Source organism: Streptomyces sp. 891-h (assembly GCF_022760275.1).
In the GTDB taxonomy this organism is placed as follows: Bacteria; Actinomycetota; Actinomycetes; order Streptomycetales; family Streptomycetaceae; genus Streptomyces; species Streptomyces spirodelae.
This window is the reverse complement of sequence record NZ_CP050693.1, coordinates 2,777,681-2,800,808: the sequence shown is the minus strand read 5'-3', so window position 1 is coordinate 2,800,808 and position 23,128 is coordinate 2,777,681. Positions and strand designations below refer to the sequence as shown.

The 23,128-nt window shown below is 72.0% G+C and carries 17 protein-coding genes; 12 read left to right on the top strand and 5 right to left on the bottom strand.

The features are described from left to right. The first annotated feature begins 347 nt into the window (after positions 1-347). The 4 genes from HC362_RS11990 (at position 348) to HC362_RS11975 (ending at position 6,034) form a co-directional block, all read left to right on the top strand. The gene (locus HC362_RS11990; protein WP_243088513.1) at positions 348-1,844 is read left to right on the top strand and encodes a DUF6716 putative glycosyltransferase; all 1,497 of its coding nucleotides are present in this window, start codon (positions 348-350) and stop codon (positions 1,842-1,844) included. Between the two features lie 161 nt (positions 1,845-2,005). Continuing rightward, positions 2,006-3,277: an acylneuraminate cytidylyltransferase gene (locus HC362_RS11985; RefSeq protein WP_243083949.1), complete on the top strand. Its 1,272-nt coding sequence runs from the start codon at positions 2,006-2,008 to the stop codon at positions 3,275-3,277. Positions 3,278-3,478: 201 nt separating this feature from the next. Beyond that, positions 3,479-4,456 (top strand): N-acetylneuraminate synthase family protein, encoded by a 978-nt coding sequence (locus HC362_RS11980; protein WP_243083948.1) that lies wholly within the window; start codon positions 3,479-3,481, stop codon positions 4,454-4,456. A gap of 636 nt (positions 4,457-5,092) precedes the next feature. Continuing rightward, entirely contained in the window at positions 5,093-6,034 is a 942-nt protein-coding gene (locus tag HC362_RS11975; protein ID WP_243083947.1) for a hypothetical protein, read from the top strand. A 32-nt stretch (positions 6,035-6,066) separates the two neighbouring features. Here HC362_RS11975 and HC362_RS11970 read toward each other — a convergent pair whose 3' ends face one another. The 4 genes from HC362_RS11970 to HC362_RS11955 form a co-directional block, all read right to left on the bottom strand. Beyond that, positions 6,067-6,225: a hypothetical protein gene (locus HC362_RS11970; protein ID WP_243083946.1), complete on the bottom strand. Its 159-nt coding sequence runs from the start codon at positions 6,223-6,225 to the stop codon at positions 6,067-6,069. A 101-nt stretch (positions 6,226-6,326) separates the two neighbouring features. After that, positions 6,327-6,623, bottom strand: a complete 297-nt coding sequence (locus HC362_RS11965; RefSeq protein ID WP_243083945.1) for a hypothetical protein — start codon at positions 6,621-6,623, stop codon at positions 6,327-6,329. 309 nt (positions 6,624-6,932) lie between these two features. Then, positions 6,933-8,375, bottom strand: a complete 1,443-nt coding sequence (locus tag HC362_RS11960) for a hypothetical protein (protein ID WP_243088946.1) — start codon at positions 8,373-8,375, stop codon at positions 6,933-6,935. Between the two features lie 481 nt (positions 8,376-8,856). Next, positions 8,857-9,519 carry an NAD(P)-binding domain-containing protein gene (locus HC362_RS11955; RefSeq protein ID WP_243083944.1) on the bottom strand — a complete coding sequence of 221 codons (663 nt, stop codon included), beginning with the start codon at positions 9,517-9,519 and terminating at the stop codon, positions 8,857-8,859. 76 nt (positions 9,520-9,595) lie between these two features. Between HC362_RS11955 and HC362_RS11950 the strand changes: the two genes are divergently transcribed. The 8 genes from HC362_RS11950 to HC362_RS11915 all read left to right on the top strand — a co-directional run bounded on the left by HC362_RS11950 (position 9,596) and on the right by HC362_RS11915 (position 18,859). Further along, complete coding sequence (locus tag HC362_RS11950; protein WP_243083943.1) at positions 9,596-9,952, top strand: helix-turn-helix domain-containing protein; 357 nt, start codon at positions 9,596-9,598, stop codon at positions 9,950-9,952. Between the two features lie 156 nt (positions 9,953-10,108). Then, the gene (locus HC362_RS11945) at positions 10,109-11,422 is read left to right on the top strand and encodes an amidohydrolase (RefSeq protein WP_243083942.1); all 1,314 of its coding nucleotides are present in this window, start codon (positions 10,109-10,111) and stop codon (positions 11,420-11,422) included. A gap of 264 nt (positions 11,423-11,686) precedes the next feature. Then, entirely contained in the window at positions 11,687-12,718 is a 1,032-nt protein-coding gene (locus HC362_RS11940; RefSeq protein WP_243083941.1) for a BMP family ABC transporter substrate-binding protein, read from the top strand. A gap of 276 nt (positions 12,719-12,994) precedes the next feature. Beyond that, complete coding sequence (locus tag HC362_RS11935) at positions 12,995-14,608, top strand: ABC transporter ATP-binding protein (RefSeq protein ID WP_243088512.1); 1,614 nt, start codon at positions 12,995-12,997, stop codon at positions 14,606-14,608. After that, the gene (locus HC362_RS11930) at positions 14,605-15,786 is read left to right on the top strand and encodes an ABC transporter permease (RefSeq protein ID WP_243083940.1); all 1,182 of its coding nucleotides are present in this window, start codon (positions 14,605-14,607) and stop codon (positions 15,784-15,786) included. Before HC362_RS11935 ends, HC362_RS11930 begins: the two co-directional genes overlap by 4 nt. Further along, the gene (locus HC362_RS11925; RefSeq protein ID WP_243083939.1) at positions 15,783-17,096 is read left to right on the top strand and encodes an ABC transporter permease; all 1,314 of its coding nucleotides are present in this window, start codon (positions 15,783-15,785) and stop codon (positions 17,094-17,096) included. Before HC362_RS11930 ends, HC362_RS11925 begins: the two co-directional genes overlap by 4 nt. A gap of 10 nt (positions 17,097-17,106) precedes the next feature. After that, positions 17,107-17,529: a cytidine deaminase gene (locus HC362_RS11920; RefSeq protein WP_243083938.1), complete on the top strand. Its 423-nt coding sequence runs from the start codon at positions 17,107-17,109 to the stop codon at positions 17,527-17,529. Between the two features lie 55 nt (positions 17,530-17,584). Beyond that, positions 17,585-18,859, top strand: a complete 1,275-nt coding sequence (locus HC362_RS11915) for a thymidine phosphorylase (RefSeq protein WP_243083937.1) — start codon at positions 17,585-17,587, stop codon at positions 18,857-18,859. Between the two features lie 28 nt (positions 18,860-18,887). Here the strand turns inward: HC362_RS11915 and HC362_RS11910 are convergent, their stop codons facing one another. Beyond that, positions 18,888-23,123, bottom strand: a complete 4,236-nt coding sequence (locus HC362_RS11910; protein ID WP_243083936.1) for an amino acid adenylation domain-containing protein — start codon at positions 23,121-23,123, stop codon at positions 18,888-18,890. Positions 23,124-23,128 lie beyond the last annotated feature (5 nt).

Here is a 23,128-nt window from a genome sequence, read left to right as displayed (position 1 = left end):
TAGAGTTCGCGCCCCGCCCCGTCTTGACCTCGGGCGGACCCGGGGGTGAACGACGCGTGGCGGGATGATGAACGGACCGCCGACGCCAGCGGGTTGGGCATTCGTCGGTGTGCTGTTAACCGGCTGTTGCCTTTACGTTGGGCCGCCTTCCCCAATCCCTTCCTAGCGTCGACGACGTGTCCTCCCGAGAAATCCTCTCCGCCTCCACCGACGCGCAGACCGCCGCCTCCGAACTCGTCTCGAACGAGCGGTCGGCACACGTTTCGCGCGAGCGGTCGGAGTTCGTCGTTTCGCGCGAACGGTCGGAATCCGCTTCGCGCGAGCGGCCGGTGCCCGGCCGGGTGGCCGTGCTGGCGGATTCCGACACCCGGTGGAAGTGGGGTGTGCTGACCGCGCGCAGGCTGGCCCCCGAGGCCGCCATCGACGGCCTGCTGCTGCGGGGCCGCGCCACGCCCACGCCGCGCCAGCTCGCGGAGGTCGGTGTCACCGTGGACACCCTGCGTGAGGTCACCACCGCCGAGTTCCTCGCTGCGGCCACCGCGCCCGGCGCCTACGACATGATCGTCCTCGCCTGCGTCGGCGGCGCCGTCCAGGCCATGCTGCACGGACTGGGGCGGGCCGTGACGGGAGCCGCCGGGGACTCGGGAGCCGCCGGGGAAGCTGTCGCTGAGGGCGTCGGGGGAGCCGTCGGGGGGCGGCTTGCGCGTCGTCCCGTGATCGTCACCGGGTATGTGGGTGTCGTCTACGAGAAGCTCACCGACGGGCTGCTGCTGCGGCACGGCGCCGATCTCGTCCTCGCCAACTCGCCCTACGACGCGGACCGGTTCCGCGCCGTGTACGAGGGGGTGGGCACGGACGCGAGGAGCGTGGTGGAGTGCGCGCTGCCGTTCCTGGAGGGGACCGGCGGGACGGATGACGCGTCGGGGCCGGAAGGTGCGGCGGGGGATGCGGCGAAGGCTGCTGTGCCTGCTGCGGACGCTGCGGATGCTGCTGTGGGGGGCGCTGCGGACGGCGCGGCCGGTGACGGTCGGTTCACCGTCGTCTTCGCCGTACAGCCGTCCGTCCCGGCCGGCCGCGCCGACCGTGCGTACCTGCTGCGCCGGGCCGTCGGCCACGCGCTGCGGCACCCCGAGCGCGACGTACTGATCAAACTTCGCAGCAAGCCCGGCGAGCACACCACGCACATCGAGGAACTCCCGTACCAGAAGCTCGTCCGTAAGCTGCCGGGCGCCGGTGGTGGTGAGGGTGGCGGGCTGCCGCCCAACTGCCGCCTCGTCTACGGCAACATGGGCGAGATCCTCGACCGGGCGCAGCGCACCGGCGGGCTGCTGGTGACCGTCAGCTCCACCGCGGCGCTCGAGTCCCTGCACCGGTCGCTGCCCACCGCGATCCTCACCGACCTCGGCGTCCGCGAGGCCCTGGGCAACCACTACTTCACCGGCTCCGGCTGCCTCGCCTCCTGGGACGAGCTCGACGACGGCCTGCTGCCGCAAGCCGACGAGAAGTGGGCGCTGCGGCAGGGAGTACGCGGCGGCGACGGCTTCGCGGCCGCGCGTGACCGGGTCGCCGCGCTCGCAGCGCGCGCCGCGAGCACCGGGCTGCCGCCGCTCGCGCCGTACTACACCGTCCGCACAGCGCCCGGCTATCTGCCCGGCATCCTGCGCCGCTACGGGCTCGCACCGGACGGCACACCGGTCGGCGGCCCCGCCGGTGACGCGGCGGCGGGGCAGGGCGCGGCCGGGCGCGGGGTGGTGCGGCGCGTCGTCCGCGAAGCCGCCCGGGGCGCCTACCGGCACGGGGTCCAGCGGGTCGCCCCGCTGATCCGGAAGGCGGGCGAACTGTGATGCCGCGCGTCGTCCGGCCGGTGTCGGTCCCCTCCGGGGCGGCCTCGTCCCGTTCCGGGTCGTCCTCGTCCGGCTCGTCTCTTCCCGCTTCCGCGTCGGCTGAGGGCCTCTCCGCATCGACGTCCGATCTGTCCGAGTTCCAGCCTCACTCAGGAGCCAGCATGTCCCCAGCCCCCGCCGTGCTCGCGGTGATACCCGCCCGGGGCGGGTCGAAGGGCGTGGCCGCGAAGAACCTCGCCCCGGTCGCGGGCGTTCCGCTGGTCGCCCGCGCCGCCCGCGAGTGCCTGGCAGCGCGGAACGTGACCGACGTCGTCGTCTCCACCGACGACACCGCCATCGCCGAGGCAGCCCGCTCGGCGGGCGCCGAGGTGGTCGAACGGCCCGCCGACATCGCCGGGGACCTGGCCACGAGCGAGGCAGCGGTGCTGCACGCCATGGACGTGTACGAGAAGCGGCACCGCAGACCGCTGCAGACGGTGCTGCTCGTGCAGTGCACCAGCCCCTTCCTCGTACGGGAGGACGTCGAGCGAGTGGCGGCGGCCGTCATCGACGACGGCGCGGACAGCGCGCTGACGGTGGCGCCCTTCCACGGCTTCGTATGGCGGGACGGCGCCGCGGCCGGTGAGGGGGCTGTCGAGGGGGCGGCCGGAGCGGCGGCCGCAGGAGGCGCGGGCGCGGGCGCGGGTGCAGGCGCGGCGCACAGCGCGTACGGCGTCAATCACGACCGTGCCGTGCGCCCCCGGCGCCAGGACCGGCCCGAGGACCTGCTGGAGACCGGCGCCGCATACGCCATGGACGCCATGGGGTTCCGCGAGTCGGGCCACCGGTTCTTCGGGCGGACGGCCGTCGTCCGTACCGACCCGGCGCGCGTCCTGGAGATCGACGACCCGCACGACCTCGACCGCGCCCGCGCGCTGGCACCCCTGCTCGACGCCCACCGCGACGGGCCGGGCGCGCTGCCGACGCGGGACGACGTGGACGCGGTCGTACTGGACTTCGACGGCACCCAGACCGACGACCGGGTCTACATCGACGCGGAGGGGCGGGAGACCGTCGCCGTGCACCGCGGTGACGGACTCGGCATCGCCGCGCTCCGGCGCTCGGGTCTTGAGGTGCTGATCCTCTCGACCGAGACCAACCCGGTCGTGGCGGCCCGCGCCGCCAAGCTGAAGCTGCCCGTACTGCACGGCATCGACCGCAAGGACCTCGCGCTCAAACAGTGGTGCGAGGAGAAGGGCATCGCGCCCGAGCGTGTGCTGTACGCGGGCAACGACGCGAACGACCTGCCGTGCTTCGCGCTCGCGGGCTGGCCCGTCGCCGTCGCCGACGCCCACGACGTGGTGCGCGCCGCCGCCCGGGCCGTCACCACGCGGGGCGGGGGAGCGGGGGCCGTCCGCGAGATCGCGGGGTGGTTGGTGGGGGCGGAGTTGTGAGGGGGCGGAGTTACGAGGGGGCGCGTGCGCGTACCGCCGCAGCTCCTTGGTTGGGCCCACCCATAAAGGGAGCCCGCCGGAGCCCGACGCCCACACCCGCCACCTCCTGACCTGCGAAAACCCTACCCCGCCCACCCACCACCTCCCCCTGCAAACCACCCACCGACCTTCTGCACCCACCCAAGAACGAAACCCCCGGAAATGGTGAACATGTCCAGCAACGCCCAGCACTTCAGCACCCAGCACAGCAACGCCCGCACCCGCACCCTCGGCACCAAGACCGTCGGCCCGGGCCACCCCGTCTACGTCACCGGCGAGATCGGCATCAACCACAACGGCGACCTCGACAACGCGTTCGCCCTCATCGACGCCGCGGCCGAGGCCGGCTGCGACGCGGTCAAGTTCCAGAAGCGGACCCCCGAGATCTGCACCCCGCGCGACCAGTGGGACCTCGAGCGCGACACCCCCTGGGGCCGGATGACGTACATCGACTACCGGCACCGCGTCGAGTTCGGCGAGGACGACTACCGCGCCATCAGCGAGCACTGCGCCGAGCGCGGCATCGCCTGGTTCGCCTCCCCGTGGGACGAGGAGGCCGTGGCCTTCCTGGAGAAGTTCGACGTCCCCGCGCACAAGGTGGCCTCCGCCTCGCTCACCGACGACGACCTGCTGCGGTCCCTGCGCGCCACCGGCCGCACGATCATCCTCTCCACCGGCATGTCCACCCCGAAGCAGATACGGCACGCGGTGGAGGTGCTGGGCAGCGAGAACATCGTGCTCTGCCACGCGACGTCCACCTACCCGGCCAAGGCCGAGGAGCTGAACCTGCGGGTCATCCACACCCTCCAGGACGAGTTCCCGAACGTGCCGATCGGCTACAGCGGTCACGAGACCGGCCTGCAGACCACCCTGGCAGCCGTCGCGCTCGGCGCCGTCTTCGTCGAACGCCACATCACCCTCGACCGCGCCATGTGGGGCTCCGACCAGGCTGCCTCCGTCGAGCCCCAGGGCCTCCAGCGCCTGGTGCGGGACATCCGCACCATCGAGGAGTCCCTCGGCGACGGCGTGAAGAAGGTCTACGACAGCGAGCTGGCGCCCATGCGCAAGCTGCGCCGCGTCAAGGGCGTCGTCGCGGAGGAAGCCGAAACCGCACAGAACCGCGAGCCGGTGACGGTCTGACGTCTGACGCAGCAACCCTGCCGCCCGCCCGAGCGGGCAACCCCGCAACCCCCACAGCGGAACGGAGCGTATGCGCACATGTCCCGTAGCCGCTCCGCACAAGGAGCGATGAGCCGCTCCCTCCAAGGAGCCACAGCGCCCAAGGCGCAGCCCGCGGGCCTCGGCAGCCCCTCCCAGGGGGCCGCAGCCCCCAAGCCGCGGCCCGCGGGCCCGGGCTCCTCTCAAGGAGCCGCACCCCCCGAAGCACCCACCTCGGGCGCCGGTGGCCCCTCTCAAGGGCCGAAAGCGCCCCAGGCGCGGCCCGCGGGCACCGGCGGTCCCTCCCGAGGAGCCGTAGCGCCCGAGGCGTGCCCCGGGGCGCATCCCGCGGCGCCGAACGCTCCCCAAGGAGCCGAGCCGCCCAAGCCACAACCCCCGAGCCCCAGCGATTCCTCCCCACCACCCGAGGGGTCCGCGGCTCGATCCGCGGCCGTCCCGGGGGCCGGAGCCACCCTTGGGACGCCCACGCAGGACGGGGCTCTCGCATTCGTCGAGAGCCCCGTCCAGCTCCTCAACGTCCTCGAGTGGGCGCACAATCACCCCGCCCCCGACACCGCGACCCCGCTCACCCTCGTCGTGCTGCCCCCGAACGACCCCATGACCCGGGGCCAGCTGCGCCGGATGGCCGAGCTGGCCCGCGACGAGGGCATCACGGTCAGCTGGCAGGAGGCCCGTGACGGCATGGGGGGCGCCGTCAGCAGTCTGCTGTCCCTCGCCCGCAGACTGCGCAGGGCCCGCACCCTGGTCATCGGCGACCCCTTCTCGCGCTACGTCCAACTCCTGCTCGCCCTCACACCCGCCCGCGCCGAGCGGCAGATCACCGTCGTGGACGACGGCACCGCGACCATGGAGTTCGTCTCCCAACTTGCCCGTGGCGAACGCTTCGTACGCTGGCACCGACGCGGCGTACGCGGAGGAGCGCGCGGCCTCCTCTTCGCGCCGGTCTCCCGTCGCGCACGCCGCCGCCTCACTCCGCGCCCGGACGGCAAGCGCCCCGTCGAGGTCTTCAGCTCGATGCCGGTGGAGCCGCCCGAGAACGTGACCGTCACGGCCAACGAGTTCGCCTGGACCCGCGCCAGGTTCGGTCCGCCCCGTCTCACCCAGGGCGCCGACCTGGTGGGCACCTCACTGGTGGAGACGGGCGTGGTGGACACCGAGCGCTATCTGGAGGCTGTCGCCTCACTGGCCCGCGAGTACGGCGCCACCCGCTACTTCGCCCACCGCCGCGAGAGCAGCGAGAAGCTCCAGCGGGTCAGCGCCGCCACCGGCCTGGAGATCGTCCGTCCGGACCTGCCGCTCGAACTGGTGGCCCGCCGTGGCCCCGTCGGCCGTACGATCCTCAGCTTCCCCTCCACCGTCGTCCACACCCTCCCCCTCGCCCTCGCGGGCACCGCCGTGACCGTCGCCGTATGCGACGTCGACCCGGCATGGCTCACCCGCAACGCCTCCCCCCGCGCCCAAGGCTTCCTGGCCGGCGTCACCGGCACAGCCACCGGCGCCCACCGCCTCCCCAACGGCCCCACCAGGTCGCCTGGCTGACCTTCCGAGGCCCGGGACGCCCGTGCGGCTGATCACTGGGTGACGGCCGTGATCGTGCCGACGCCGCCCGCTCGTTGGTTCGCGGCTTCGGCTTCCTGGTAGGTGACGTACCGGCGGATCGTGCCGTCGGGCAGGTTCAACTGGTAGAGGATGACGGTCTGCGGGGTTCCCCCGCCGCAGTTGCACGGCATGGCTGCAGTCCTTTCAGTCTTCCGTTCTTCAGTGCCGGAATGTGTCCGGAAGTACCTCGCGTCCGCGATTCGACGGGAATTCGGACGGGAAGTGGGTCAGGTCAGTCCAGCCACCGGGAAGCGATTCCCGTCAGGTACGAGAGGGTCAGTGCACTCGCCGGGACCTGGAACCATGGGGAGTCGCCCATGGAGGAGGCGCACGAGGCCGTGGCGGCGGCGACCCAGATGCTCGTGCACCATCCGCAGCTGGCCAGGTAGTCGGCGCGGGAGCCATCACCGAAGCGCGCGGCAATCCACGATCTGAACCCCGCCGCCAGTGTGTCCTTGGTGAGGAAACGGGTGAGGCGACACGTAGCGCCGAGGGCGAGAAGGAACTCGGCAAGGCTCATGGAGACCATGCGTTCACCTGCTGGGTTGGATTCGGGGGAGGTGTCGGCGGTACCGGAGATACGGAGGCATGCGCTGACCGGCCGCCCGGTGACCAATCTGTTCGTCCGGCCGACGGATGTGGTCCCGACTGACTCATCGATAGGCTTGCGCCGGGCCGCCCCCCGTCCTTCCACGACGGGGGACGGCCCTTGAGGGAAGCTGCTCAGCGGAGGACCGTCAGGTCAGGAGCTGGACCCCAAGCTGCGCGTGAGCGCGGTTCCCGTGAGTACGACAGCCGGACCTGTCACGCGGTCCCTGGGCGATCCGGCCTTGGCCGGTCACACCACGCAGGGCAGCAGGGAGCCGGTCGCCTGCAGCGTGGTGCCGCCGACGTTGGCGACCGCCGTGTAGCTGCTGGCGCCGACCTGCATCAGCGAGAGGCCGGCGGTGAGAGTGGCCACACCGCTGGCGTTGGTCACCGCGGTGCCCACCAGCTGGTTTGCCACATAGAAGCTGACCGTGACTCCTGCCTGGGCCGGCGTCAGGGTTGCCGTGAAGGTCGCCGTGAACAGGTTCGGCAGCGGGAAGGGCAGGTTGAACCGCCAGCAGGCGGTGGCCGCCGTCAGCGCGGGGGTCGTCGTCGGCGGGGTCACCCTGATGCTGATGGGCGCGGAGACGACGCCGGTGCACGAGCACGCCCCGCCGGCCGGGCCGTTGGCGGTGGCGGTGACGGTGGCGGTTCCGGCGGTGTTGAAGGTCAGCGTGGCGGTGGCGATGCCGACGGCGTTGGTGGTGGCGGTCACCGGGGCGGCGCCGCCGGTGAAGGTGACCGAGGCACCGGAGACCGGCGTACCGCCGCACAGCACCACCGCGGTCACGGTGGTCGGCTGACCGACGACCGTCGGCCCCGCCGGGAGCAGCAGCACCTGGCAGACCCCGGTCACGGCGACGGTCACGGGCGCGGAGACGACGCCGGTGCACGAGCACGCCCCGTCGGCCGGGCCGTTGGCGGTGGCGGTGACGGTGGCGGTTCCGGCGGTGTTGAAGGTCAGCGTGGCGGTGGCGATGCCGGCTGCGTTGGTGGTGGCGGTCACCGGGGCGGCGCCGCCGGTGAAGGTGACCGAGGCACCGGAGACCGGCGTACCGTCGCAGAGCACGAGTGCGGTCACGGTGGTCGGCTGACCGGCGATCACGGGCCCGACCACCGGCTGGACCACCACGGAGCAGGTGGGCAGCGGCGGCACGGTGACGGTGATCGACGCCAGCGTGCAGGCGGGGCAGGTGCCGTCCGCCGGGGTGAAGGAGACGCCGACCGCCTGGCCCGGCGTCAGCGTCACACCCAGGTCGACCGGTGCCACAACGCCGTTGGTCACCGTCGCGGTGACCGTGCCCCCGCCGGGCAGGGTGTAGGTCACTGTCCCGTTGATGGAGGTGAGGTCACCAGTACAGGCAATGACGGTGGTGGCTGAAGTGGTCCCGCCGACCGGGGTGGTCAGCGTGGTGGACAGCGTTCCGGCCGGCGCCGCGGTGACGGTCACCGTGCCGTTCTCCGCACCCACGACCGCGTTTGCGGCGTCGAGGTACACCACGGAAATCGTCTGGACTCCGGATCCGGTGGCGGTGAACGTGGCGACGGCCGAACCAGCCGTGAGGGCCACGGTCTGGGTGGGCTCGCCGTCATAGGTGAAGGCGGCCTGAGTGGCTGTGACGGGGGCGCCGGTGGCGGTGACGGTGAACACCTGACACGCGGCGACGCTGCTGGGAATGACGGTTACTGCCATGGAGAGCCCCTTTGGTGAGGTTCAGGGTGGGGCTGCCCGAGCGGCCGCGACACGGCGCAGCTCGCATATCCACGTGCCGGGGTGCCCATAGAAACAGGACTACGACCGTCAAAGATCGCTGTCCCGACTCCCCGACAGGGATGGGCACCCCACAATCGGTAGGGACTATTAGATCCATGGTGTCTACCGCAGGCCATACCAGAGCCGGGAATTCCCCCGTATGGCAGAGCATTTGTAGTGAAATCACATGAACGGCGTTGCCGTTGCCGGGCATTGCGGCGTCCCTGTCAGAGAGCAGGACGAGCCGCGAGCGCAGCGCCTCCTCTTCCGGGCCGGTCAGCGCCCAACTGTGTTCCCCCTCATGCCCGTTGAAGAGCAGACATTCCTCGTCGGGGTCGGTGGGCGACTTCCGGCCCGTTCCCGGCATCGGCCGTGCAGCCCCCACCGGCCCCCAGGCCCCCCGCCCCACCCCCTCAGCCGGTCAGCCCTCGCCCCCTCCCGACTCCGGCCCCGTCGCATACGCCAACGGCGGCGCTATCGCCTGCGCGTCCGCGCCCTCGCCCACCCACAGCCCGATGAACAGCGCGGCCGTCGCCTCCAGCAGCCCGGCCCGTTCGAGTCCGCCCCTGGCCACCGGCTCGCAGCCCACGTCCCGCACCAGTTCGCCGACGAGCGCGCAAGCCCCCGGATCGTCGCCGCAGACCGGCACCGCCAACGGTCGTCCGTCGAAGACCGGCGGGTCCATCCGCCATACGTCCTCGTGGCACAGGTTGAACGCCTTGACGGCCCGTGCGCCCGGTGCGGCGGCTGCCAGCCGTTGCGCTGCCGAGGGGCCGCCGTCGGTCAGCAGCCGGAAGCCGGGTCCCACCGGGTTGGAGCAGTCGACCAGCACCTTCCCGTCCAGGTCCGCGCCCAGCTCAGCGGCCACCTCCTGGCCTGCGCCGTACGGCAGCGCGGCCAGCGCCGCCTCGCCGAATCCGGCCGCCGCACGCAGGCTCCCGTGGCGTGCGCCGCCGATACGCGCCGCGAGCCGCCGCGCCTTTCCCTCGTCCCGTCCTCCGATCAGCACCTCGTGACCGGCACGCGCCCAGTGCGTGGCGAGTGCGTCCGCCATGTTGCCTGTTCCCAGTACGCCGATGCGCATCAAAAGCCCTCCTCGTCAGCTGGGTCAGCTTGCTTCGGTAAGGACACTAGGAAGCCGCTCAGGCACCATTTGGTACGTGACGACCGACGCCTTCCTCGCCGACTGCCGGGCCCGCCTCGCCTTCGATCTGCTCTCCAACACCTGGAACGCCGTGGTCCTGTGGGCGCTGCGCGAGGGCCCGTATCGCCATGGCGAGCTGCGCGAGCGCATCGGCGGCATCAGCTCGAAGGTGCTGACCGAGACGCTTCGGCGCCTGGAGTTCAACGGCCTGGTGGAGCGCCGTGCCCACGCGGAGACCCCGCCCCGCGTCACATACGAGCTCACCCCGCTCGGCCTCACCCTGCTCGGCCCCATCAACACCATCGGCGCCTGGGCCTTCGCACACGGTGACGAAGTCATGGCGGCCCAGGACCGGGCGACCGGGCTCGAGTGACCCCGTGGCCGTCCACGGGGCGTGGGCAAAGCGCGTAGGTATACCCATCCGCATCTGGACATAACCGCCGCCCAGCCTAGATTTTCTTCCCCTGGGAGGTTGAACTTTGGTGGATCTCTAGTGAGTTGCGGTGTCAAGGGGCCTACTCTTCGGACCATGAACGAACTCCTGTCCCCTGCAGCACCGGAGGTAGACGCACGCGGGGCCGCCGGCGTACTTCCCGAGCTGCCCGGCCGGCTGACCGAATCCCTCCGCCGTGAGCTCATCGCTTTCCGTCGCGACCTCCATATGCACCCAGAGCTGGGCAACCAGGAGTTCCGCACGACCACGGCCATCAAGACGAGGCTCGAACGCGCGGGCCTGCGTCCCCGAGTGCTGGCCATGGGCACAGGACTCATCTGCGACATCCACCCCGAGGCGGAGGCAGGGGAGGGGACGGGCGAGCAGGGTGCCGCCCCCGAGAGCCCCGGCCCCGGCCCCGGCGAGAGCGCGGCGCCGCCGCCCATGCTGGCCCTCCGGGCCGACATCGACGCGCTGCCCATTCCGGACACCAAGGAGGTGCCCTACCGCTCCACGGTCCCGGACCGGGCCCACGCCTGCGGGCACGATGTGCACACCACGGTCGTGCTCGGTGCCGGACTGGTGCTGGCCGAGCTGGCCCGCGCGGGCGTGCTGCACCGCCCGGTGCGGCTGCTGTTCCAGCCGGCCGAGGAGGTGCTGCCGGGCGGCGCTGCCGACGCGGTGGACTGCGGGGTGCTGGACGGGGTCGGGTCGATCCTCGCCGTGCACTGCGACCCACGGGTGGACGTGGGCCGGATCGGGCTGCGCGCGGGGCCGATCACCTCGGCCTGCGACCGGCTGGAGGTGGTGCTCAGCGGCGCGGGCGGGCACACCGCGCGCCCGCATCTGACCACCGATCTGGTCACGGCGGCCGCCAAGCTGGTCACCGAGGCGCCGGCGCTGCTGGCCCGCCGGGCGGACGCGCGCTCCGGGCTGTCGCTGACCTGGGGCCGGATCGAGTCCGGGCACGCGCCGAACGTGATCCCGCAGCGCGCGGAGCTGTCCGGCACACTGCGCTGCCTGGATCTGCAGACCTGGCGGGAGGCCCCCGACCTGGTGCACGCGGCCATCGACGAGCTGGCGACGCTGCACCGGGCCAAGTGCGAGCTGACGTACGTACGAGGCGTTCCGCCGGTGGTCAACGAGCCGTCGGCGACGGCGCTGCTGCGGGAGGCGATGGCGGCGCGCTCGGGCGCGGCGTCGGTGGAGACGACGGAGCAGAGCCTGGGCGGCGAGGACTTCTCCTGGTATCTGGAGCATGTGCCCGGCGCGATGGCCCGGCTGGGGGTGCGGCCCGTCGGCGACCGCCGCAGCCGCGATCTGCACCAGGGGGACTTCGACGCGGACGAGACCGCGATCACCACCGGCGTCGAACTGTTCACCGCCGCCGCACTGCTGCACCGTTCGTAACGAGGCCGATACGGACGCGTACGGCGCCGCACGACCGACACCCGGTGCGGCGCCGCACACCGTCACCGCCCTCCACGCCCCCGGTAACACCGGGACAAAAGGGGCGGTAGCGCGGAAGTCGGCGCCGTTCGCGACGATCCGATAACAGCGGTTCCCGTCTTCTTCTGCTGGTTATCTACGCGCGTTAATCTGTGGCCGTCTCAAGGGCCGGAACCCTACTGCGGTGCCGGAACCGGTGCTCCACGACTCGTAAGGGGACTCCTGTTGCGTCGGGTAACAAAGCTGGCTGCCGCGGTCACCGCCACCGCGGCTCTCGCACTGACGGCCACCGCGTGCGGTGAGAGCTCTACGGAGTCGGGTGGCAAGAAGAACAAGGGCGTCGGGCTCGCCTTCGACGTCGGCGGCCGCGACGACCACTCGTTCAACGAGGCGGCCGCCCGCGGTACGGACAAGGCCGAGAAGGAACTCGGCGTCAAGACCAAGGAGATGACCGCCGGCAACAACGAGACGGAGGAGACCCGCGAGCAGCGTCTCACCTCCCTCGCCAAGGCCGGCTACAACCCGGTCATCGGTGTCGGCTTCAACTACGGCAAGTCCGTCAACAAGGTCGCCAAGGAGTTCCCCGACACCACCTTCGGTGTGGTGGACGAGCAGTCCCACGCCAAGAACGTGGTCGGGATGACGTTCGCCGAGAACGAGGCGTCCTACCTGGTCGGCGTGGCCGCGGCCAAGAAGACCAAGACCAACAAGGTCTCCTTCATCGGCGGCGTGGACAACGCGCTCATCCAGAAGTTCGAGGCCGGCTACGTCAAGGGCGTCAAGGACACCAACCCCAAGGTCAAGGTCGAGGTCGACTACCTCTACAAGGAGTCCGACAAGGGCTTCAACGACCCGGCGCGCGCCAAGAACATGGCCAAGGGCATGCTCGCCCGCGGCAACGACGTGATCTACACGGCGGCCGGCCAGTCCGGCGCCGGCTCCATCGAGCAGATCAGCAAGAAGAAGGGCGCCTGGGCCATCGGGGTCGACTCCGACCAGTACCGGCAGAAGGGCCTGGAGAAGTACAAGGACGCCATCCTGACCTCCTCGGTCAAGAACGTCGACGTCGCCGTCTACGAACTGATCAAGAGCGTCAAGGACGGCAAGCCGCTGAAGGGCAACCAGACCTTCTCCCTCAAGGAGAAGGGCGTCTCGGTCGCCACCTCCGGTGGGTTCATCGATGACATCAAGGACGACATCGACAAGGCCACCGAGAAGATCGTCTCCGGCGAGATCAAGGTCCCGACCAGGCCCTGACCCGGACCTGCCCTGAGCGGCACCGTACGCAGCGCGGCACGCGAGAGCCGCGGCGCGTACGGTGCCGCCCGTAGTCCCTCACCAAGAGCCGCCGCGCCCGCACGCGGAAACCAGACCGCGTGCCGGAACGCACACGCGGAACCAGACCGCGGCCGGTGCCGTACGTCAGCGGCCTCAGCGCCAGCAAGGGAGCGCGTCAGTCAAGTGTCCAGCGAGTCCAGCGGCAGCAGCGGCGCGCCGTCCGGTTCGGGCCAGGAGTCCGCGGCGGCCGTCGAACTGCGCGGCATCACCAAGCGGTTTCCCGGCGTCGTCGCCAACCGCGACATCGACATCCGGGTCGAGCGCGGCACCGTGCACGCCCTTGTGGGCGAGAACGGCGCCGGCAAGTCCACCCTCATGAAGATCCTCTACGGCATGCAGCGGCCGGACGAGGGCACCATCAGCGTCGATGGCGAGGACGTCACCCTGCACAGCCCCGCGGACGCCATCGCCCGCGGCATCGGCATGGTCCACCAGCACTTCATGCTGGCCGACAACCTCACGGTGCTGGAGAACACCGTCCTGGGTGCGGAGAAGCTGTACGGCATCGGCTCCCGCGCCCGTAAGAAGGTCATGGAGCTGTCGGACGCCTACCAGCTCGGTATCCGTCCCGACGCCCTCGTCGAGGACCTGGGCGTGGCCGACCGGCAGCGGGTGGAGATCCTCAAGGCCCTCTACCGCGGCGCCCGCATCCTCATCCTCGACGAGCCGACGGCCGTCCTCGTCCCGCAGGAGGTCGACGCGCTCTTCGCCAACCTCCGCGAGCTCAAGTCCGAGGGTCTGACGGTGCTGTTCATCTCGCACAAGCTGGGCGAGGTGCTCTCGGTCGCCGACGCGATCACCGTCATCCGACGCGGTACGACGGTCGCCTCCGTACGGCCTCAGGAGACGACGCCCAAGCAGCTCGCCGAGCTGATGGTGGGCAGCGAACTGCCGTCGGCCGAGACCCGCGAGTCGACCGTCACCGACCAGCCGCTGCTGCGCGTCACGGACCTGCACCTGTCGGCCGCCGACCCCGACGGCGGCCTGCGCACCGTGCTGGACGGGATCTCCTTCACCATCCACAAGGGCGAGGTGCTCGGCGTGGCCGGTGTGGAGGGCAACGGGCAGGCCGAACTGGTCGAGGCCATCATGGGCATGAGCGACCCGGACGGCGGCACCGTCACCCTCGACGGCCAGGACATCTCCCACGCGTCCACCCGCAACCGGCGCGAGAGCGGCATCGGCTACATCCCCGAGGACCGCCACCGGCACGGGCTGCTGCTGGAGGCCCCGCTGTGGGAGAACCGCATCCTGGGCCACGTCACCGAGAAGCCCAACACCAAGGGCCCGGCGTTCGGCATCCCCGGCGCGCCGCACCTGCTCGCGCTCAAGGAGGCGCGGGCCGACGCCGAGCGGATCGTCGAGGAGTACGACGTACGCACCCCCGGCATCGAGGTGTCGGCGGCCAGCCTCTCGGGCGGCAACCAGCAGAAGTTCATCGTCGGCCGCGAGATGAGCCACGACCCCAAGCTGCTGATCGCCGCGCACCCCACCCGGGGCGTGGACGTCGGGGCCCAGGCGCAGATCTGGGACCAGATACGCGCGGCCCGCCGTGAGGGCCTGGCCGTGCTGCTGATCTCCGCCGACCTGGACGAGCTGATCGGACTCTCGGACACCCTGCGGGTGATGTACCGGGGCAAGCTGGTGGCGGACGCCGACCCGGCGACCGTCACTCCGCAAGAGCTGGGCTCGGCGATGACCGGCGCGGCCAGCGGCCACCTGGAGCACCGCGAGGACGACCCGGCGCCGGGCGCCGAGGACGCGCGGGACTCCGACAGCGACAACTCCGAGAGGGGAGGCGACAAGTGAGCCGTCTCAAGGACAAGTTCAGCGCCCAGGCCGTGCTGCAGGCGCTGGCGGCGCCCGCGCTCGCCCTCCTCACGGCGTTCGTGCTCTCCTCCGCCGTCATCGCGGCGACCGGCAAGGACCCGTTCCACGCCTTCTACGTGATGATCGACTTCGGCTCGAAGAGCGACAGCCAGGTCTGGATCATCAACAAGGCGATCCCCTACTACCTGTCAGCGGCGGCCGTGGCCATCGGCTTCCGGATGAACCTCTTCAACATCGGCGTGGACGGGCAGTACCGGGTGGCCGCGTTCTTCGCCGCGGTCGTCGGCGGCGCCCTCGCGCTCCCCGGCGTGCTGCAGATCGGCGTGATCATCCTCGTCGCCATGGCGGTCGGCGCCCTGTGGGCGGGCATCGCGGGCGTACTGAAGACCACGCGCGGGGTCAGCGAGGTCATCACCACGATCATGCTGAACTCCATCGCGGGTTCGCTGATCGGCTACTTCCTCTCCGAGGACAAGCTGGCCGTCAAGGACGGCAACCTCTTCCACACCCCGACCATCCCTGAAGCCGCCCGCTTCTTCCTCATCCCGACCTCGCCCGACCCGATCTACGGCACCGTGGTCATCGCCGCCGTGATCGGACTGGCCTACTGGTTCGTGCTCGGCCGCACCCGCTTCGGCTTCGACCTGCGCGCCGTGGGACGCAGCGAGTCGGCGGCCTCCGCCAGCGGCGTCAGCGTCCGCCGGATGGTCGTCACCAGCATGGTGCTCTCCGGCGCCGTCGCCGGTCTGGTCGGTATGCCCACGCTGCTGAACAAGTCCTTCAGCTACGGCACCGACTTCCCCACCGGCGTCGGCTTCACCGGCATCGCCATCGCCCTGCTGGGCCGCAACCACCCCATCGGCATGGCGCTGGCCGCGCTGCTGTGGGGCTTCCTGGAGCGCACCGGCATCCAGCTGGAGTTCGAGGGATACGCGCAGGAGATCGTCGGCGTCATGCAGGGGATCATCGTGCTGTGCGTCGTCATCGCGTACGAGATCGTCCGCCGCGCGGTGCTGCGCAGGCAGCAGAGCGCGGTCGGCGCCGAACTGAGCGCACGGGGCACACCGGGCGCCCCCGGCGGCCCGGACGCCGCGGAGGCGGAGGACGGAAAGAGCGCACAGAGCACCCAGTCCAAGAAGGCGGGGACCACCGCATGAGCACCACTACGTCCGCGTCGTCTGCGTCGAAGAGCGCCCCCGCGGCGCCCGCCGCCCCGCGCGGCAAGCGCAAGCTCTCCTACCCGCTCGTCCTGCTGCTCATCGCGGGCGGTCTGCTGCTGCTCTCCCTCGTCCGCGTCATCACCGGTGACGAGCAGCTCAGCAACAGCGACCAGTTCTCCTCCGCGCTGGGCGCCGCCGTCCCCATCGGCCTGGCCGGACTCGGCGGGCTGTGGGCCGAACGCGCCGGCGTCATCAACATCGGCCTCGAAGGCATGATGATGCTCGGCACCTTCGCCGCCGGCTGGATGGGCTGGCAGCACGGGCCGTGGGCCGCCATCCTGGCCGGCATCGTCGGCGGCGCGCTGGGGGGACTGCTGCACGCGCTTGCCACCGTCACCTTCGGTGTCGACCACATCGTCTCCGGTGTCGCCATCAACATCCTCGCGCTCGGCCTCGTCCGCTATCTGGCCAAGCTGTGGTTCGGCGCCGAGGGCAGCGAGGCGGCCGCGGCGGGCGGCAACGACAAGCAGTCCCCGCCCATGGACAGCATGCCCACCTTCACCGTCCCCGGCCTCGCCGACGGACTGGCCGCCATCGAGAAGCATCACTGGTTCCTCGTCTCCGACCTGGCGGGCATCCTGCGCGCCCTGGTCGACGACGTCTCCTGGGTGACGGTGCTGACGGTGCTGCTGTTCGTCGGCAGCTTCTACGTCCTGTGGCGCTCCTCGTTCGGACTGCGGCTGCGCTCCTGCGGCGAGAACCCGGTCGCCGCCGAGTCGCTGGGTGTGAACGTCTACACCTACAAGTACGCGGCGCTGGCCGTCTCCGGCGCGCTGGCCGGACTCGGCGGCGCGTTCCTCGCGGTGGGCGTGCACATCTACCAGGAGAACCAGACCGGCGGCCGCGGCTACATCGGCCTGGCCACCATGATCTTCGGCAACTGGCGCCCCGGCGGCGTGGCCATGGGCGCCGGACTCTTCGGCTTCATGGACGCGCTGCGCGTCGTCGGAGGCGGCACCACGGTGCACGCCATGCTGCTGCTGATGGCCGTCCTGCTGGTCGTCCTCGCCGTCTGGAAGCTCCGCGCGGGCCTGCGCGGTGCCCGCGGCGCCCGTATCCAGGCCGCCGTCAGCTTCGTCATCGCCGTACTGCTCGTGCTGTGGTACACGCTGACCGACACCGTGGCACTGGAGTTCGTCGAGATGACGCCGTACGTCACGACGCTGCTGGTGCTCTCACTCGCGGCCCAACGCCTCCGCGCGCCACGCGCGATCGGCAAACCGTACCGCCGGGGCGAGGGAACGTAGCGTGGAGGCCGTGCACAAAGCGGATACCGAGACCGGCACTGGCACCGGCATCGACTGGAACACCCTGCGCGAACAGGCACGGCAAGCCATGTCCCGCGCGTACGCCCCCTACTCCGGCTTCTCCGTCGGCGCCGCCGCGCTGGTCGACGACGGGCGCACGGTGACCGGCTGCAACGTGGAGAACGCCTCCTACGGAGTCGGCCTGTGCGCCGAATGCGGCCTGGTCTCCGAGCTCTTCGCCACCGGCGGCGGCCGGCTGGTCGCCTTCACCTGCGTCGGCGGCGACGGCTCCGTCGTCGCCCCCTGCGGGCGCTGCCGCCAACTGCTGTGGGAACACGGGGGCGGCGCGCTGCTGGTGGAGGCGCCCTCGGGCGTACGCCCCCTGTCGGAACTGCTGGCCGAAGCGTTCGGCCCGGAGCAGCTGGCCCGCTGACCTGCCCGCTGAACAGGCACCCTCCGGGCCGGTCGAAAGAAAGAGGTACTCAGGCATGGACGCCATCTCCGTCATCCGCGCCAAGCGCGACCGCCACGAGCTGACCGGCGAACAGATCGACTGGATCATCGACGCCTACACCCGCGGAGTGGTCGCCGACGAGCAGATGTCGGCACTCGCCATGGCCGTCTACCTCAACGGCATGACCCGCGCCGAGATCTCCCGCTGGACCGCCGCGATGATCGCCTCCGGCGAGCGGATGGACTTCGGCGCGCTGGAGCGCCCCACCGCCGACAAGCACTCGACGGGCGGGGTCGGCGACAAGATCACCCTGCCGCTGGCCCCGCTGGTGGCCGCCTGCGGCGCTGCCGTACCCCAGCTCTCAGGCCGGGGCCTGGGCCACACCGGCGGCACCCTGGACAAACTGGAGTCCATCCCCGGCTGGCGCGCCTCGCTGACCAACGCGGAGATGATGAACGTCCTACGGGACACCGGCTCCGTCATCTGCGCGGCCGGCGACGGCCTGGCCCCCGCCGACAAGCGCCTCTACGCGCTCCGCGACGTCACAGGCACCGTGGAGTCCCTCCCCCTGATCGCCTCGTCCATCATGTCCAAGAAGATCGCCGAGGGCACGGGCGCACTGGTCCTGGACGTCAAGGCGGGCTCCGGCGCCTTCATGAAGAACGTCGACGACGCCCGCGAACTGGCCGCCACCATGGTGGAACTCGGCGCCGACCACGGCGTCCGCACGGTCGCGCTCCTCACCGACATGAACACCCCTCTCGGCCTGACGGCGGGCAACGCGCTGGAGGTCCGCGAGTCGGTGGAGGTCCTGGCGGGCGGCGGCCCCGCCGACGTCGTGGAACTCACCCTCGCCCTGGCGAGGGAAATGCTCGACGCGGCGGGCCTGCCGGACGCCGACCCCGCGAAGGCGTTGGCCGACGGCTCCGCCATGGACGTCTGGCGCCGCATGATCACCGCCCAGGGCGGCGACCCGGACGCGGAGCTGCCGACAGCGCGCGAGCACCACGTGGTGAAGGCGGAAGCCTCCGGCGTACTGACCCGCCTGGACGCCTACGCCGTCGGCCTCGCCGCCTGGCGCCTCGGCGCGGGCCGCGCCCGCAAGGAGGACCCGGTCCAGGCCGGTGCGGGCGTGGAACTCCACGCCCGCGTGGGCGACCACATCACCGCGGGCGCCCCTCTCCTCACGTTGCACACGGACACCCCGGAGGCCTTCGCCTACGCGGAGCAGGCCCTGACGGACGCCTGGGACATCACCGACTCGCCCTCGTACGAGCCGACACCGCTGATCCTGGACCGCATCGGGTAGTACGGGCGGGCTGGTCCGTCCCCCGGGGTCATCCGCGCAGTCCGGCGGTGTCGGTCAGGGACGGGCTCAGCAGGCGGCCCACCCTGGCCATCACGTCCGGGCGGCCCATGGCCGAGTGGGTGCAGGGGAGGTCGTGGAGGGTGAGGGTGCCGGTGAGGTAGGGGTGCCAGGCTCCGGGGGTGCGGGCGTCGAGGGCCGGAGGGTCCTCCGGTGCGGTCTCGGTGGCGCGGAAGTAGTGGGCGTCGCCCCGGTAGACGGCCGGGGTGTAGCTGGGGCGCAGGGCGGCGTAGTGGCCCAGCATGCGGGTGACCGCGTTCAGTTGGGCGTCGTCGGCCAGGTCGTGGCCCACGGCCTCGGTGACCAGGCGGTGGACGACGGCCGGGTCGGCGTCGGGGTCGAGGGGCGGTGTCCGGTCCAGGGGCGCCGAGTCCAGCAGCGCCAGGGTGTCGACGTTCTCGCCCTCCTCCTGGAGGCGCGCGGCCACGGCGTGTGCCAGCGCGCCGCCCAGCGACCAGCCCAGCAGCCGGTAGGGGCCGTGCGGCTGTACGGAGCGGATGCGTGCCGCGTACTGGGCGATCAGCTCCGGGAAGGTGCCGACGGGCTCGTCCGTCGGGCGCAGGCCCTGCGCCTGGAGGGCGTAGACGGGGACGGACGGCGGCAGGTGCGGCGGGAGGGTGGCGTAGCACCAGCCGAGGCCGCCTGCCGGATGGACGCAGAAGAGCGGCGCCGCCTCACCGGCCGTACGCAGCGGCAGCAGCATGTCGTACGCGTGCTCGGCCGGCGGGCCCGGTTCGGCGGCCACGTCCAGCAATTTGGCCAGCTGCGCCACGGTGGGCGCCTGGTAGAGCGCGCCGAGTGAGAGTTCCGTGTCCAGCTCCGCGTGGACGCGGGCCAGCAGCCGGGTCGCGGACAGCGAGTGGCCGCCCAGTGCGAAGAAGTCGTCGTCGAGGCCCACTTCGGGTACCTCCAGGACCTCGGCGAAGAGCGCGCAGAGGGTCCGCTCCCGGCCGGTGGCCGCCGTACGCGGCTGCGCGTCCCTGGACGCGCGGGTGGCCTGGGCGGGCAGCGCGGTGGCCAGCAGCGCCGCACGGTCCAGCTTGCCCTGCGGCGTCATGGGCAGCGTCTCGTGGGTGTAGAAGGCGGCGGGCACCATCGCCGAGGGCAGCCGGGAAGCGGCCCAGGAGCGCAGCTCGGCGGGGTCCAGCTCGGCCGGCTCCGGCGGCGGGGGCGTGGGGGAGGGGCTGCCCTCCCGGGGTGCGGAGGGGCGGCTCTCAAGGGGTGCGGAGGGGCGGCTCTCAAGGGGCGCGCGCCGGCCGGGCTCGGGCGCCCGCCGACCAGCTTCGGGCGCGCGCCGCTCCGCGTCGGCGGCCCGTCCCGCTTCGGCCGTCAGTTCCGCGTCGGCCGTCCGCTGCGCCGGCACCACATGCGCCGGCACCACATGTGCCGCCAGATGGACCGGCCCGCCGGCCGGATCGTCCCCGGACCGCTGTGCCGCGACGGCGACCTGCGCCACGTGCGGGTGCCGGGCCAGCACGGTCTCGACCTCCTGGGGTTCGATGCGTACGCCGTGCACCTTCAGCTGGGTGTCGGTGCGGCCGAGGTACTCCAGTACGCCGTCCCGGGTCCACCGCACCCGGTCCCCGGTGCGGTACATGCGCCCGTTCCGGCCAGGGACGGTGGTGGCGTCGGCGAACGGGTCCCGGACGAACTTCTCCTCCGTCAGCTCGGGAGCGCCCAGATAGCCGCGGGCCACCTGGGCCCCGCCCAGGTGGAGTTCGCCGGGTACGCCCGGGGGCACCAGGTGGCCGTGCCGGTCGAGTACGTAGGCGCGCAGGTTGTGGCCGGGGCGGCCGATGACCGGGTCGGGTCCCTCGGCGTCCAGCCGGCACCACACGGCGTCCACCGCGCACTCGGCGGGGCCGTAGCAGTTGTACGCGGCGACGCCGGGCAGGGCGCGCAGCCGCTGCCACAGGGCGGGATCGAGGGCCTCTCCGCCGACCAGCAGGGTGCCGGGGTGATGGCTTCGTCCGGGGTCGAAGAGGCCCGCGGCGAGCAGGGCCCGCACATGGGTGGGGGTGAGGGCGAGCAGGTCGATGCGCTGCTCCTCGACGCGGGCGGCCAGGGCTGCCGGATCGTGGCGCACCTCGTCCTCGATGAGGTGCAGTTCGTGCCCGGCGGCCAGGCACAGCCAGGCCTCCCAGGAGGCGTCGAAGCAGAACGAGGCGGTCTGCGCGGCCCGCAGCCGGCGTCCGGTCGTCCCGGCGACCTCGGCGGCCGCGGGGGACAGCAGCGCGGTGCGGTGGTCGTGGTACAGGTTGGCGAGCTGCCGGTGCTCGACCTCCACGCCCTTGGGCCGCCCGGTGGTGCCGGAGGTGAAGGCGAGGTAGGCCACGTCGTGCGGCCGCAGGGCGCGAGGCCGGTCGCCGTCGCCGGGGTCGGTCGCGGGGCAGTGCGCCAACTCGGCTTCGGTTGCCGCCGTGTCGACGAGCAGCACGGGCGCCCCGCCGGACGGGTCGGCTGCGGCCGTCCGGCCGCCCCGGGCGGCCAGCACGCACACCGGTGCGGCGTCGGCGAGCATCTGCCGGGTGCGTTCGACCGGGTGGTCGGCGTCGAGTGTCAGACAGGCGGAGCCCGTCTTGAGTACGGCGAGCAGCGCGACGGCGTAGTCGGCCGAGCGCGACAGCGCGAGTGCGACGGTGGTGCCGGGGCCCGCGCCCCGCGCCAGCAGCAGGTGCGCGAGCCGGTTGGCCCGCGCGTTGACGTCGCCGCGCGAGAGGCTGACCGCGTCGGCGCCGGACCCGCACACCAGCGCGGTGGCCCGGGGCTCCTGGCGGGCCCGCTCCTCGAAGGCGGCGTGCAACGGCAGGTGGGGCAGCGCGCGTTCGGGCCCGCGCCCCCAGGCCAGTACGCGCTCCCGCTCCGCCGCCGTCACCAGCTCCACGTCCTCGACCGCTGTCGTCTCCGTGGTGGCGGTGAGGGTGCGCAGCAGGCCGAGGAAGCGGCGTTGGTGTGCGGCGATCGTCTCGGCCGGGTAGATGTCCGGGTCGGCCTGGAAGTCGATGCGCAGGGAGCCGTCGCTGGGGCGGTCGTAGACGTTGACGGCCATACCGGTGACGGGGCCGTTGGACAGGTTGTGCAGGGTGGCCGGGTGGCGGCCGAAGCTGATCTGCGGATCGTGGAGCATCACATTGAGGCCCCAGTCCTCCATCCGACCGGCGGCCGGGCGCCGCGCGTGCGGGCCGCGCACCAGGTTGACGTACGAGTAACGCTGGTGCCGCAGCAGGGCCTTGGCCTGCGTCGCGGTCTTGCGCAGCAGATCCCCCACCGTCCCGGACGACGGCTGCGGGACGCGCAGCGGCAGCACGTTGGCGACCATGCACGGTACGTCGCGGGTCGCCGGGCCGCGCGCCGCGACGGTCACATCCACGACGGCGTCCTCCCGCTCGTCGTCGGACAGCCGGTGCACATACAGCGCCAGCGCGGCCATGGTCACCGTCGCCAGTCCGGTACGTGCGGTGCGGGCCAGTGCCCGCAGCGCGTCGGCGGTCTCCGCGTCCAGGTGGCCGGTCTCGCGTACGAAGGACGGCGCCGGCTTGGGCAGCCGGGCCGAGGTGGCGGGCGCGGAGACGGCGCACCTGGCCAGCTCCTCGGCCCAGTAGGCGCGGTCGCGCTCCTCGCGTTCGGAGTGCGCGTAGGCGGCTTCGTCCTCCAGCGCCTGCCGCAGCGGGCCCAGCCGCGAGGGCGGCACCGCCTCGCCGCTCTCCAACGCGGTGTAGATCTCCGCGACCCGCGGCACGAACAGGCTGGTGGCGTAGCCGTCCATGAGGATGTGGTGGCTGCACATGTAGAACAGGAAGCGCTCGTCGGCGACGCGCAGCACGGCGAACGAGAAGAGCCCGGCCCGGTGCATGTCCATCGGGGTGCGCAGGTCCTCCCACATCCAGGCCAGCGCCGCCGCATCGGGATCGGCCTCGCCCCGCAGGTCGACCCGCGGGAACCGCCAGTCGGCGCAGGGGTCGATGATCTGCCGTACGCCGTCCTCGCCGTTCGGGCCGGTGGGCACGAACCGTACGCGGAGCGCCTCCGTCTCGGTGACGGCCTGGCGCAGCGCCCGCTCCAGCAGCTCCACCTCGACGGCGCCGTGGATCTCGATCACCTCGGCGGGCCGCAGGCAGGGGCTGTCCGGAGCGAGCTGCTGCGTGAACCACATCCCCGACTGCGCCGCCGTCAACGGCAGACCCTCACCGATGTCGAACCTGGCCATCCGTA